A 13,327-nucleotide genomic window follows, 5' to 3' on the forward strand; every position below is an offset into this window, starting at 1 on the left:
GGTTCCTAGGACGGGCGAGGGGCCGGCGTGCCGCCCCCCAGCGCTAGAGACGCACGCCCAGGCGCCGCAGGTGGTCGTTCGCGAACCGCCCCGCGGGATCGAGCGCCTCGAACTGGGCCCGTGCGTCGGCGAGGCGAGGCGTGACGGAGGCGACCGCGTCGGCCGTCATGGAGTGCACCTTGCCCCAGTGCGGGCGGGCGCCGAACGGCGCGAGCGCGGCCTCGATGCGGGGGGTCAGAGCGGCGACTGCCTCCGGGGAGTTGCGCCAGGTGAAGTGGATCGCGAGGGTGTCACGACCGTAGGCGCCCGAGAGCCACAGCGCGTCGGCGGCGACAGTCCGCAGTTCCGAGACGAGCAGGTGCGGGGCGATCTCGGCGCCGAGCTCCCGCACGGCCGAGAGCGCGTCTGGCCCGTCCGCGAGCGCCACGAAGTACTCGGTCTGGATCTCGTCGCCGTTCGAGGGCGTGGAGTCGAGTCGGAAGTGAGGCAGTCTCTCGAGCCACGGACCTGGCACGCCGCCCTTGACCGTGAGGTTGGCGGGCGGCACGTCTACGAGGCCCGCCTCGGCCGCGGTCTCGACGCGGGCGCCCAGCCACCGCTCCTGCGGGTCCTCTCCCAGGCCGATGCGGGTCTTGCGCCACGCCTGCTGGATCGTGGGCTCGTCCCACATGGTGAACAGGCTGACGGAGTATCCGGCACCCATGATCGCGGGCAGGTCCCCCAGCGCTGCATCCCACGACAGGCCTCGGTAGACGTCCTGGCGCACGAGGTAGGTGGGCTGGATGTCGAGGGTCACCCGCACGGCGATGCCGTATGCGCCGAGGCCCACCACGAGCCCCTCGAAGCCCTCGTCGCCTCGCCGCGTCTCGATGACCTCGCCGGCCACATTCACGTATGTCAGCCCGGCGACCGCATCGGACAGGCAGCCGTTCCTGACGCCGGAACCGTGCGTGCCGGTCGCGACCGCTCCGCCCACCGAGATGTGGGGCAGCGAGCCCATGTTGTGGAGGGCCCAGCCTTGTGACTCGAGCCATACGGCGAGCTCTCCGTACCGAGTGCCGGCGCCCACCGTGACCGCGCGGGCGGCCTCGTCGATTCTCGGCTCGGCCGGGATGCCGGTGACCGTGACGAGCCTGCCGGCGCTGTCGGCGAGGTCGGTGAAGCTGTGGCGCGTGCCGAGCGCGCGGACCGGGCCGTCGGTGCCGGCGACAGCGTCTTGCACCTCCTCGACGGACCTGGCCTCGATCAATTCGGCTGCGCCGAAGGTGTGCGTGCCCGCCCAGGTCGCTCCGATGCTCATGGCGCCAGCCTAAGCGGAGCGCGCGAACTCGTATTTTCGCAACACCCCAGTTGCCATTCGCGTGCGGCGGAGACCCCATTTGTGTGCGTCCGCACCCTCCCGCGACGCGTACCCTGGTGGGCGTGCGAACCGAAGCAGATGTGATCGTCGTGGGCGCCGGGCCCGGCGGCTCAGCAGCGGCGCATTACTTGGCCCGCGAGGGCTTCGACGTCATCGCCCTCGAGAAGTCGTACTTCCCTCGTGAGAAGGTCTGCGGCGACGGCCTGACGCCTCGCGCGGTGCGAGAGCTCGAGCTGATCGGGCTGCCCACCCCCCGCGAAGAGGGCTGGATCCCCAACTGGGGCCTGCGCATGGTGGGAGGCGGGCACCGCCTCGAGTTCCCGTGGCACGAGCAGGAATCCTTCCCCGACTACGGACTGTCGCTCCCGCGCGCGAGCTTCGATCACAAGCTGGCCGAGCATGCGCGCCGGGCCGGGGCCGACGTCCGCGAGGGCTGGTTCGTGACGGGCGCCACGCGTGACGAGCGCACCGGCCGCGTCACCGGCGTGACGGCCAAGCAGACTGACGCCAAGGGACGCAAGATCGGCGACGAGGTCACATACACGGCGCCCGTGGTGATCGCCGCCGACGGCGTGAGCGCCCGAATCGCGCTGGGGCTCGGCATCGAGCGCATGAACAATCGGCCCATCGGGGTCGCGGTCCGCACCTACTTCGAGACCCCCCGCCACGACGAGGAGTGGATGGAGGGGCACCTCGAGATCTGGGACGGCAAGCCCGGACACAGCAACCTGCTTCCTGGCTACGGGTGGATCTTTCCGCTCGGCGACGGCACCGCCAACGTCGGCCTCGGCACCCTCAGTCCGAACGGCAGCCCCTCCAAGCTCGACCATCGCGCGCTCATGGACGGCTGGCTGCGCCACAACACCGACGGGTGGGGATTCGACCCGGACGCCCCCGTCTCCAAGGTGCAGGGCGCGGCGATCCCCATGGCCTTCAACCGGCAGCCCCACTACGTGCCGGGCATGATGCTCATCGGCGACGCGGGCGGCATGGTCAACCCGTTCAATGGCGAGGGCATCGCCTACGCGATGCAGGCGGCCAGGACGGCGGCCGATGCGCTGGTGGAGTGGCGCGCCGCGTCCGGCGACGTCGCCAAGGAGGCGGCGCTCGTCGGCTACGCGCGGAAGATGAAGGAACAGCTCGGCGGGTACTACTCTCTAGGGCGTGTGTTCGCGCACCTGATCGCCCACCCCCAGGTCATGAAGGCGTGCACCCGTTACGGACTGCCTCAACCGACGGTGATGAGGTTTACGCATAAACTGCTGGCAGATGTCTATGAGCCGCGTGGCGGTGACTGGGCGGACAAGCTGATGACCGCACTGACCAGGATCGCCCCCGCGGCCTAGGGCACGGCGGGATGCTGATCAGCTGACAATGAAGGGAATCGACGAGTGAATCCGTACGTGCCGATCGTGGTGATGATCGTCGTCGCCGCAGCGTTGGCGGTGGCAGGCCTCGTGGTCAGCTCTCTCGTGGGCGGTCCCCAGCGGTACAACTCCGCGAAGGTGGACAAGTACGAGTCGGGCCTGCAGCCGACCCCGGGTGCCATCGGCGGCGGTCGCATCCCCATCAAGTACTACCTCGTCGCGATGACCTTCATCATTTTTGACATCGAGGTCGTGTTTTTGTACCCCTGGGCAGTGGCGCACGATGCGCTCGGCTGGTTCGGGCTCATCGCGACCATGACATTCCTCGCCCTCATCACGATCCCCTTCGTGTACGAGTGGCGCCGCGGCGGATTCGAGTGGGACTGATCTGACATGGGTATCGAAGAGAGCGCACCTCCGTTCATGCTCGGCACGGTCGAGAAGTTCGTGGGCTATATGCGGGCGGGCTCGCTGTGGCCGGCCACGTTCGGGCTCGCGTGCTGCGCGATCGAGATGATGGCGACGGGCACCCCCCGGTTCGACATCTCGCGCCTGGGCTCCGAGGTCTTCCGCGGCTCGCCGCGCCAGGCCGACATGATGATCGTCGCGGGCCGCGTGTCGAACAAGATGGCGCCGATCGTGCGTCAGGTGTACGACCAGATGGCGGAGCCCAAGTGGGTCATCGCCATGGGCGTCTGCGCCTCCTCGGGCGGCATGTTCAACAACTACGCGATCGTGCAAGGCGTGGACCACGTGGTCCCGGTCGACATCTACCTCCCCGGCTGCCCGCCGCGGCCCGAGATGCTGCTGTATGCGCTGCTCGAGCTCCAGGAGCAGGTGCGCACCACCCCCATGGGCGCGAACCGTCGCGAGATCGCCGCCGCCGCCGAGGCCGCGGCGCTCCAGGCGACCCCCACCTCCGACCAGAAGGGCCTGCTGCGGTGAGCGACGACAAGCAGCTGGACGCACTCGCGCCGCAGGGTCGCGAGCCCCTGACGCTGATCAACGTCCGCGAAGGGATGTTCGGCGCGCGCGGCGACACGTCCGGCTACGACGGACTGGTGCAGCGGGTGCAGATGCCGGGAGCGACCGAGCGTCCGTACGGCGAGTGGTTCGACGGTGCCGTCGACATCCTGACCGAGCTGCTCGGCGACGCCGCCGACGAGGCGATCGAGTACGTCGTGGTCGACCGCGGCGAGCTCACGCTCTACATTCAGCGCGACCACCTGGTCGACGTCTGCCGTCACCTGCGCGACGACCAGGATCTGCGCTTCGAGATGTGCCTGGGCGTCTCCGGCGTGCACTACCCCGCAGACAAGGGTCGCGAGCTCCACGCCGTGTACCCGCTGCAGTCCATCACCCACAACCGGCGCCTGCGCCTCGAGGTGGCCGTCGGAGACGACGACGCCCGCATCCCATCCGTGGTGTCGCTGTACCCGATGAACAACTGGCACGAGCGCGAGACGTGGGACTTCTTCGGCATCGTGTTCGAGGGCCACCCGTCGCTCGCCCGCATCGAGATGCCGGACGATTGGGTGGGCCACCCGCAGCGCAAGGACTACCCGCTCGGCGGCATCCCCGTCGAGTACAAGGGCGCCGAGATTCCGTCGCCCGACGAGCGGAGGCAGTACCGATGAGCACGCAGGCCCCGCACGCGCCCCACGCCTTCGTCGAGGACCCCGACGCACCCGAGTACACGGTCTATGGATCCGACTGGTCGGACGTGGTCGATGAGGCCAAGCGCCTCGGCCAGCAGCGCATCGTGGTCAATATGGGACCGCAGCATCCGTCGACCCACGGCGTGCTGCGCGTCATGCTCGAGATCGAGGGCGAGACGGTCACGGAGACGCGGGCAGGCATCGGCTACCTGCACACCGGCATCGAGAAGAACATGGAGTACCGGACGTGGACGCAGGGCGTCACGTTCTGCACCCGCATGGACTACGTCGCGTCGATGTCGCAGGAACTCGTGTACTGCCTGGGCATCGAGAAGCTGCTCGGCATCACGGACGACATCCCCGAGCGTGCCTCGGTGCTGCGCGTGCTGATGATGGAGCTCACTCGCATCGGCAGCCACCTCGTGGCGATCGGCACGGGCGGCAACGAGCTGGGCGCCACCACGATCATGACCACCTCGTTCGTGGGCCGCGAAGAGACGTTCCGTGTGATCGAGGCGATCACCGGGCTGCGCACCAACAACAACTACATCCGCCCCGGCGGCGTGTCGCAGGGACTGCCCGAGGACGGCGTCGAGCAGATCCGCGCGATGATCCCCAAGGTCCGCGCCAAGCTCGACGAGCTCGTGGCGCTGCAGGCGAAGAACCCGATCCTCCAGGGCCGACTCAAGGGCGTCGCCGAGCTGAACCTGTCCGCGTGCATGGCGCTCGGCATCACCGGGCCCATCCTGCGCTCGACCGGCCTGCCCTATGACCTGCGCAAGGCCGAGCCGTACTGCGGCTACGAGACCTACGACTTCCAGGTCCCCACGTCGACGGATCAGGACGCGTGGTCGCGTCTGATCCTGCGCATGGAGGAGTGCTACGAGTCGCTCAAGATCGTCGAGCAGTGCGCCGACCGGCTCGAGCAGCTGGGCGATGGTCCCGTGATGGTCGCGGACAAGAAGATCGCGTGGCCGTCCCAGCTGTCGCTCGGCACCGATGGTCAGGGCAACTCGCCCGATCACATCCGCCACATCATGGGCGAGTCGATGGAGGCCCTGATCCACCACTTCAAGCTGGTGACCGAGGGATTCGACGTGCCGGCCGGGCAGGTCTACCAGGCCATCGAGGGCCCCAAGGGCCTGCTCGGGGTCCACCTGGTGTCCGACGGCGGCACCAAGCCGTGGCGCGCACACTTCCGCGACCCCGGCTTCAACAACCTGCAGGCGCTGGGAATCATGTGCGAAGGCGGCCAGGTGGCCGACGTCGTGGTGGCCATCGCCTCGATCGACATGGTGCTGGGAGGCGTCGACCGATGACCTACGACGGCGAGACGCTCGCGCAGCTCGAGAAGGACGCGGCCGCGATCCTGGGCCGCTACCCGGTGGCGCGCTCCGCGCTGCTGCCCCTGCTGCACCTCGTGCAGTCGGTGGACGGATACGTGAGCCCCGACGGCATCGCGTTCTGCGCGCGCCAGGTGGACCTCACGAGCGCAGAGGTGAGCGCGGTCGCGACCTTCTACACGCAGTACAAGCGCCGTCCTAACGGCGAGTACCAGGTGGGAGTGTGCACCAACACCCTGTGCGCCGTCATGGGCGGCGACGAGATCTGGCGCCAGCTCTCGGAGCGCTGCGGTGTGGGCCACGACGAGACGACGGCCGACGGTCGCGTCACGCTCGAGCGCATCGAGTGCAACGCCGCGTGCGACTACGCGCCCGTGATGATGGTCAACTGGGAGTTCTTCGACAACATGACTCCCGAACGCGCGCTGCGTGTGGTCGACGACATCCTCGAGGGTCGCGACGTGAAGCCCACCCGCGGTTCGGCCAAGGTCGCTCCGTTCAAGGAGATGTCGCGCGTGCTCGCCGGATTCGAGGACGGTCGCGCGGACGAGGACCAGGGCCTCGGCGAGCCCACCGTGGTGGGACTCAAGGCTGCTCGCGAGCAGGGCTGGGAGGAGTCGAAGTGACGGACCTGACCCCCGTGCTGAGCGCGACCTGGGATGCGGAACAGTCCTGGAAGCTCTCCACGTACACGGACCACGGCGGCTACGGCGCTCTGACGAAGGCGTTGGGCATGGAGCCCGCCGATCTGATCGCAGCCGTCAAGGACTCTGGCCTGCGCGGACGCGGCGGTGCCGGGTTCCCCACCGGCATGAAGTGGGGCTTCCTGCCCCCTGACGATGGTCTGCCGCGCTATCTCGTGGTGAATGCGGACGAGTCCGAGCCGGGCACGTGCAAGGACATTCCGACGATGCTCTCCGCCCCCCACCTGCTGGTCGAGGGCGTGGCGATCACGTCGTACGCGATCGGCAGCAACCACGCCTTCATCTACCTGCGCGGCGAGGTCGTGCACGTGTACCGCCGGCTGATGCAGGCCGTGCGCGAGGCCTATGAGGCCGGGCACCTCGGCAAGGACATCCACGGCAGCGGCTTCGACCTCGACGTCACCGTTCATGCCGGTGCCGGCGCGTACATCTGCGGCGAAGAGACGGCGCTGCTCGATTCCCTCGAGGGACGTCGCGGCCAGCCTCGGCTGAAGCCGCCCTTCCCCGCAGTGGAGGGCCTGTACGCGCGCCCCACCGTGGTCAACAATGTGGAGTCCATCGCCTCCGTCCCGTCGATCGTGGGCAAGGGCGTGGAGTGGTTCACCGCCATGGGCACCGAGCGCTCCAAGGGCATGGGCCTGTTCTCGTTGTCGGGCCACGTCGCCAAGCCTGGCCAGTACGAGGCGCCGCTGGGGATCACCCTGCGGGAGCTGCTGGAGATGGCGGGCGGCATGCGGAACGGCCGGCCGCTCAAGTTCTGGACACCAGGCGGGTCCTCGACGCCGCTGTTCACCGACGAGCACCTCGACACTCCGCTCGACTACGAGTCGGTAGGCGCGGCGGGCTCGATGCTCGGCACGCGGGCGCTCCAACTGTTCGACGACACCACGTGCGTCGTGCGCGCCGTCACGCGGTGGACCGAGTTCTACAAGCATGAGTCGTGCGGCAAGTGCACGCCGTGCCGCGAGGGCACGTTCTGGCTCGCGCAGATCCTCGAGCGTATCGAGGACGGCCACGGCACCGATGCCGACATCCAGCAGCTGCTCGACACCTGTGAGTCGATCCTGGGACGCGCATTCTGCGCGCTCGGCGACGGCGCCACGAGCTGCATCACGAGCTCGGTCAAGCTCTTCCGCGACGAGTACGAGCAGCACATCCAGCAGGGCGCATGCCCGTTCGACCACTCCGCGTCGGCTCTGTTCGACTACGACTCCGCACCGGCTCCCGAGGAGGCGCACGCATGACCTCGACCGCGGACAAGGCCACGGCCGAGACCGTCGACACCGTCACCCTCACGATCGATGGCAAGGAGACGACGGTGCCCAAGGGCACCCTGATCATCCGCGCCGCCGAGCAGGTCGGCATCGACATCCCGAGGTTCTGCGACCACCCGCTGCTGGCCCCGGCCGGCGCGTGTCGCCAGTGCCTCGTCGACGTGGCCGCTCCGGATCGCGAGGGCAACGTTCGCGCGTTCCCCAAGCCGCAGGCCTCGTGCACGATGCAGGCGATGGACGGCATGATCGTCAACACCCAGCACACCTCTGACGAGGCCAAGAACGCCCAGGAGGGCGTCATGGAGCTGCTGCTGATCAACCACCCGCTCGACTGCCCCGTGTGCGACAAGGGCGGTGAATGCCCGCTGCAGAACCAGGCACTCAGCCACGGCCGCTCCGAGTCGCGCTTCATCGACGTCAAGCGCGTTTTCGAGAAGCCGCTGCCGCTGAGCTCCGAGATCCTGCTCGACCGTGAGCGCTGCGTGCTGTGCCAGCGTTGCACCCGGTTCTCGAAGGAGATCGCGGGCGACGCGTTCATCGACCTGCAGAACCGCGGCGCGATGCAGCAGATCGGCACCTTCGACGAGGATGTGCTCGGCTTCGACGGCTACGAGCCCATCGGCGTCGCCGCCGAGGACGAGTCCGGCCGTGCGTTCTCCTCGTACTACTCGGGAAACACGGTGCAGATCTGCCCGGTGGGCGCACTCACGTCCGCCGCGTACCGGTTCCGCTCGCGCCCGTTCGACCTGGTGAGCTCGCCCGGAATCTCGGAGCACGACTCCTCCGGAGCGGCGATCCGCACCGACCACCGCCGCGGCACCATCCTGCGCCGCCTCTCGGACAACGACCCGGTCGTCAACGAGGAGTGGATCACCGACAAGGATCGCTTCGCGTTCTCGTGGCAGAACCTTTCGGATCGCCTCGAGCGCCCGCTGGTGCGGGGCGATGACGGCGAGCTGCACGAGGCCTCGTGGCCCGACGCCATCGCGCGAGCAGCGGAGGGTCTGAAGGCTGCCGCCGGACTCACCGGCACCCCTGCCGACAAGAAGGCCAAGGGCGTGGGCGTGCTCCCTGGCGGGCGCATCACGATGGAGGACGCATACGCCTACCAGAAGTTCGCGCGTGTGGCCCTCGGCACCAACGACGTCGACGTGCGCACGCGCACCGCGTCGGACGAGGAGCAGGAGTTCCTGGGCTCCACCGTCGCGGGTTCCGGCATGGGCGTGACGTTCGCCGACCTGGAGAAGGCGCCCACGGTCCTGCTCGCCGGCTTCGAGCCCGAGGACGAGGGCGGCGTGGTGTTCCTGCGCCTGCGCAAGGCCTACGGCACCCAGCGCGTCCTCACGGTGGCGCCGTTCCTGTCGCGCGGTGCCGAGAAGCTCGACGCGACGCTGATCCAGGCGGTCCCGGGCGGCGAAGCTGCGGCTCTTGCCTCGATCAAGGGCGCGGCGGATGCGGCGGAGTCGCTTCAGGCCGAAGGCTCGGTCATCATCGTGGGCGAGCGTCTGGCCGGCTCACCCGGCGCGCTGTCCGAGGCGCTGCGCCTCGCCAAGCGCACCGGCGCTCGTCTCGCCTGGATCCCTCGCCGCGCGGGAGAGCGTGGCGCCGTCGAGGCGGGCGCCCTCCCTGGTCTCCTTCCGGGCGGCCGCGACGCGACCGCCGCATCGGCCCGCGACGCGATCGCCAAGGCGTGGGGTGTGGACTCCCTTCCCGAATCCCCCGGGCGCAATGCGGCCGAGATCATCGCAGCCGCGGCCTCGGGCACGCTGTCCGGCCTCGTGATCGGCGGGGTGACCCCCTCCGACCTCACCGACGACCTGGCCGCCGCGCTCGCGCGGACCGACTTCGTCGTCTCGCTCGAGGTGCGCCGCACCGATGTCGCGCGCTACGCGGACGTGGTGCTGCCCGTCGCTCCTCCCTCCGAGAAGCCCGGCACGTTCGTGAACTGGGAGGGTCGTCTGCGCGGATTCGCCACCGCGATCCGCACCGACGCCATCTCCGACCACCGGGCGCTGGACTTCCTGGGGCGCGAGCTCGGTGCCGACCTCAAGGTGGGCACCGTCGCCGACGTCAACGAGCAGCTCGCGCTGCTGGGCGCGGCAGGCAAGAGCGAACGGGTCAAGGCGCCCTCCGTCAAGGCCGGGAAGGCCAGGAAGGCTGCCGGGGACGAGCTCGTGCTCGCCTCGTGGCACCTGCTCGTCGACGAGGGTGCGCTTCAGGACGGCGAGCCGTACCTCGCGGGCACGGGACGCACCGCTGTGGCGAGGCTGTCGCCCGCGACCGCGGAGCGCATCGGCGTCAAGGACGGCGTCGTGACGCTCACGGCGGGCGGCCGTGGCACCATCGAGCTGCCGGTGGCCCTCACCGACATGGCCGATGGAGTCGTGTGGGTCCCTGCGAAGTCGCCCGGATCCTGGGTCGCCCAGGAACTCGGCGTCCACCCCGGCGCACTCGTGCGCGTGAAGGGGGGCATCTGATGCTGTCGCTCGCACGCGTGAGCGCTGAGGTCGATCCCGCATCTCTCACGGTGACCGAGGCGCTCGCGAACGACCCGCTGTGGCTGTCGATCGTCAAGGCCGTCATCATCCTGGTGTTCCTGCTGACGTCGGTGCTGTTCGCGGTGTGGTTCGAGCGCCGCGTCATCGGCCGCCTCCAGGAGCGCCCTGGGCCCAACCGCCACGGCCCTTTCGGTCTGCTGCAGTCCGTCATGGACGCGATGAAGCTCCTGTTCAAGGAGGACATCACCGTCCGTGCTGCGGACAAGGTGCTCTACATCGTGGCGCCCATGATCTCGGTGTTCTGCGCGCTGCTGATCTTCTCGGTGATCCCGTTCGGCCCGGTGACCCACATCCCCGGCACCGACATCGTCACGCCGCTGCAGTTGACCGACTTCCCCGTGGCCGTACTCTTCATCCTCGCGTGCGCCGCTCTGGGCGTGTACGGCATCGTGCTCGGTGGCTGGGCGTCCGGATCGACGTACCCGCTGATGGGGTCGATCCGTTCGACCGCTCAGGTGATCTCCTACGAGCTCGCCATGGGACTGTCGCTCGTCACGGTATTCCTGCTCTCCGGCACGATGTCGACGAGCGGCATCGTGGAGGCGCAGGCCGATCGCTGGTGGATCTGGCCGCTGTTCCCCGCGTTCATCCTGTACGTGATCTCCATGGTGGGCGAGACTAACCGCCTGCCGTTCGACCTCCCGGAGGCAGAGGGAGAACTGGTCGCTGGCTTCATGACGGAGTACTCGTCGATGAAGTTCGCGTGGTTCTTCCTCGCCGAGTACATGAACATGATCAACGTCTCGGCCGTGGCGGCCACGCTGTTCATGGGCGGCTGGCAGGCGCCATGGCCGCAGTCGTGGCCGGGCGCCGAGTTCCTGAACTCCGGCATCATGCCGCCGCTGTGGCTGATCCTCAAGATCTGGCTGCTCATGTTCGTCTTCGTGTGGATCCGCGGCTCTGTGCTGCGGTTCCGCTACGACCAGTTCATGAAGCTCGGCTGGAAGGTCCTCATCCCCGTGGGCCTCGGCTGGCTCGTGTTCTTCTCGGTGGGCCGCGCGGCGTTCGACGCGTGGGACCGCGACCTCAACGTGTACGACGCGGTCGCCGGTCTCATCGCGCTCCTGTTGACCATTGCCGTGATCAGCTTCTTCAAGGGCGAGCCGGTCGAGACGCCAGAGCCCGAGCGCGAAGAGCTCGACGCCTTCGCGGGCGGGTTCCCCGTGCCGCCGCTGCCCCATCAGACCCTGCCCCCGTCGCCCCGTTCCGGCCGCACCGTGGAGGCGCGCGCCGGTGGCGACGACCCCGAAGGAGGCGCCGCATGAGTGAGCCCGACGACGTCTGGAAGGTCAACCGGGAGCGGGACGGCGAGGCCCAGCGCTTCGAGTCCAACTTCCCCGAGAACGGTGCGGTGGGCCGCGCCTTCGCGCCGGTCGCCGGCTTCGGCGTCACGCTGCGGAACTTCTTCCGGCCCACGGTGACGGAGCAGTACCCGGACAAGAAGACGCCGGCGATGCCGCGCTACCACGGCCGTCACCAGCTCAACCGCTACGCGGATGGACTCGAGAAGTGCATCGGCTGCGAGCTGTGCGCCTGGGCCTGCCCAGCCGATGCAATCTACGTCGAGGGCGACTCGAATACTGAGGACGCGCAGTACTCGCCCGGCGAGCGCTACGGCCGCGTGTACCAGATCAATTACCTGCGGTGCATCTTCTGCGGGCTCTGCATCGAGGCATGCCCCACGCGCGCGCTCACGATGACCAACGAGTACGAGCTCGCTGGCCCCACCCGCGAGGGCCTCATCTACGAGAAGCAGGACCTGCTCGCGCCGATGCAGGACGCGATGCTGGCCGCCCCTCATCCGATGGTGCCCGACACCGTTGATGACGACTACTACCGCGGCGACGTGACTGCGGTGGTCGACTCGCAGATCGAGTGGGTGCGCGAGCGACGCCCGGACGACCCGACGCTGCCCGAGAACCGTTCGACCGAGCCTGCGGAGGCCCGCCGTGGTTAACGAGGTGCTGTTCTGGGTGGTCGCGGTGCTGACCGTGCCGCCCGCGCTGTCGCTGCTGTTCGCTCGCAAGGCCGCCCACATCGCGATGTCGATCGTGCTCGTGATGGTGGGCCTGGCGGCCGCCTACGTCGGCCTCGACGCACCGTTCCTCGGAGTCGTGCAGATCGTGGTCTACACCGGCGCCGTGATGATGATGTTCCTGTTCGTGCTCATGCTGGTCGGCGTCGACCGGCGCGAGGACCTCCGGGAGACCATCACCGGACAGCGCTGGATCGCGCTGTTCGCGGCGGGGGGTCTCGCCCTGCTGCTCGTCTCCGTCGTGGGACGCGTGACCATCGAACCCGCGCCGCGTGGAGTCGTGGGCAACCCCGAAGAGATCGCGATGGTGCTCTTCGGAGAGTACGTGCTGGTGATGGAGGTGCTCGGCGCGCTGCTGATCACCGCTGCCGTGGGCGCGCTCGTGATGACCCACACGCCGCGGCTCACGCCGCGCCGCACGCAGTCGGAGCTCCAGGCCGCTCGCGTGCTCGCCGGGGCGGACCCCGTCAACAAGCCCATGCCGGGCGTCTTCGCTCGCCACAACGCGCTCGATGCCCCGGCGCTCGATCCTGAGGGACGCCCCATCGAGCACTCGGTGTCCCGCGTGCTCGAGGCCCGCGATCAGATGAGCGAGGGCACCGACTTCCGCGCACGGCTCGAGAACACGCGCAACCCCGAGGACTATCAGCGGCCGTCCGGCGCACCGTCGCACGACGCCGACGACCGCAAGGGCCGTCGTGAGGGCCGTGACGAGGAGGGCGCCCAGTGAACCCCATGAACTATGTGATCCTCGCGTCCATCCTGTTCGCGATAGGCTCCGCGGCGGTGCTGCTGCGCAGGAACGCCATCGTGGCGTTCATGGGCGTCGAGCTCATGCTCAACGCGGCCAATCTGAGTCTGGTGGCGTTCGCCCGCATCCATGACCAGCTCGACGGGCAGGTCATGGCGTTCTTCGTCATGGTCGTCGCCGCAGCCGAGGTGGTGGTGGGCCTGGCGATCATCATCGCGGTGTTCCGTGCACGCCAGTCGATCTCGCTCGACGAACCCGCAGAGCTGAAGGGATAGCG

12 protein-coding genes and 1 pseudogene are annotated in these 13,327 nt (G+C 68.8%); 12 read left to right on the plus strand and 1 reads right to left on the minus strand.

Annotated elements, in window-relative coordinates:
- Positions 1-43 precede the first annotated feature (43 nt).
- Positions 44-1,300 carry an FAD-binding protein gene (locus AOP72_RS01250; RefSeq protein WP_062131288.1) on the minus strand — a complete coding sequence of 419 codons (1,257 nt, stop codon included), beginning with the start codon at positions 1,298-1,300 and terminating at the stop codon, positions 44-46.
- 122 nt (positions 1,301-1,422) lie between these two features.
- Between AOP72_RS01250 and AOP72_RS01255 the strand changes: the two genes are divergently transcribed.
- The 12 genes and pseudogenes from AOP72_RS01255 to nuoK all read left to right on the plus strand — a co-directional run bounded on the left by AOP72_RS01255 (position 1,423) and on the right by nuoK (position 13,325).
- Positions 1,423-2,706, plus strand: coding sequence for a geranylgeranyl reductase family protein (locus AOP72_RS01255; RefSeq protein ID WP_369345465.1), 1,284 nt, complete (start codon positions 1,423-1,425; stop codon positions 2,704-2,706).
- A gap of 45 nt (positions 2,707-2,751) precedes the next feature.
- Positions 2,752-3,114: an NADH-quinone oxidoreductase subunit A gene (locus AOP72_RS01260; RefSeq protein ID WP_084631089.1), complete on the plus strand. Its 363-nt coding sequence runs from the start codon at positions 2,752-2,754 to the stop codon at positions 3,112-3,114.
- A gap of 6 nt (positions 3,115-3,120) precedes the next feature.
- Entirely contained in the window at positions 3,121-3,672 is a 552-nt protein-coding gene (locus AOP72_RS01265) for an NADH-quinone oxidoreductase subunit B (protein ID WP_062131291.1), read from the plus strand.
- Positions 3,669-4,364: an NADH-quinone oxidoreductase subunit C gene (locus tag AOP72_RS01270; protein ID WP_084631091.1), complete on the plus strand. Its 696-nt coding sequence runs from the start codon at positions 3,669-3,671 to the stop codon at positions 4,362-4,364. Before AOP72_RS01265 ends, AOP72_RS01270 begins: the two co-directional genes overlap by 4 nt.
- A complete protein-coding gene (locus AOP72_RS01275) occupies positions 4,361-5,704 on the plus strand; it encodes an NADH-quinone oxidoreductase subunit D (RefSeq protein ID WP_062131295.1) in 1,344 nt (447 codons plus the stop codon). The genes AOP72_RS01270 and AOP72_RS01275 overlap by 4 nt, the downstream gene beginning before the upstream one ends.
- Positions 5,701-6,339 (plus strand): annotated as a pseudogene (nuoE, locus tag AOP72_RS01280) (NADH-quinone oxidoreductase subunit NuoE); the annotation flags it as partial. The gene AOP72_RS01275 and the pseudogene nuoE, both read left to right, overlap by 4 nt.
- 11 nt (positions 6,340-6,350) lie before the next feature.
- A complete protein-coding gene (gene nuoF, locus AOP72_RS01285) occupies positions 6,351-7,676 on the plus strand; it encodes an NADH-quinone oxidoreductase subunit NuoF (protein WP_062131298.1) in 1,326 nt (441 codons plus the stop codon).
- Positions 7,673-10,183: an NADH-quinone oxidoreductase subunit G gene (locus AOP72_RS01290; protein ID WP_062131301.1), complete on the plus strand. Its 2,511-nt coding sequence runs from the start codon at positions 7,673-7,675 to the stop codon at positions 10,181-10,183. The genes nuoF and AOP72_RS01290 overlap by 4 nt, the downstream gene beginning before the upstream one ends.
- Complete coding sequence (gene nuoH, locus AOP72_RS01295) at positions 10,183-11,529, plus strand: NADH-quinone oxidoreductase subunit NuoH (protein WP_084631095.1); 1,347 nt, start codon at positions 10,183-10,185, stop codon at positions 11,527-11,529. Before AOP72_RS01290 ends, nuoH begins: the two co-directional genes overlap by 1 nt.
- The gene (gene nuoI / locus AOP72_RS01300; RefSeq protein WP_062131304.1) at positions 11,526-12,221 is read left to right on the plus strand and encodes an NADH-quinone oxidoreductase subunit NuoI; all 696 of its coding nucleotides are present in this window, start codon (positions 11,526-11,528) and stop codon (positions 12,219-12,221) included. Before nuoH ends, nuoI begins: the two co-directional genes overlap by 4 nt.
- Positions 12,214-13,029: an NADH-quinone oxidoreductase subunit J gene (locus tag AOP72_RS01305; RefSeq protein WP_238581570.1), complete on the plus strand. Its 816-nt coding sequence runs from the start codon at positions 12,214-12,216 to the stop codon at positions 13,027-13,029. Before nuoI ends, AOP72_RS01305 begins: the two co-directional genes overlap by 8 nt.
- Positions 13,026-13,325: an NADH-quinone oxidoreductase subunit NuoK gene (gene nuoK / locus AOP72_RS01310; RefSeq protein ID WP_062131310.1), complete on the plus strand. Its 300-nt coding sequence runs from the start codon at positions 13,026-13,028 to the stop codon at positions 13,323-13,325. Before AOP72_RS01305 ends, nuoK begins: the two co-directional genes overlap by 4 nt.
- Positions 13,326-13,327: the final 2 nt, after the last annotated feature.

This window comes from Demequina aestuarii, assembly GCF_000975095.1.
GTDB lineage: Bacteria > Actinomycetota > Actinomycetes > Actinomycetales > Demequinaceae > Demequina > Demequina aestuarii.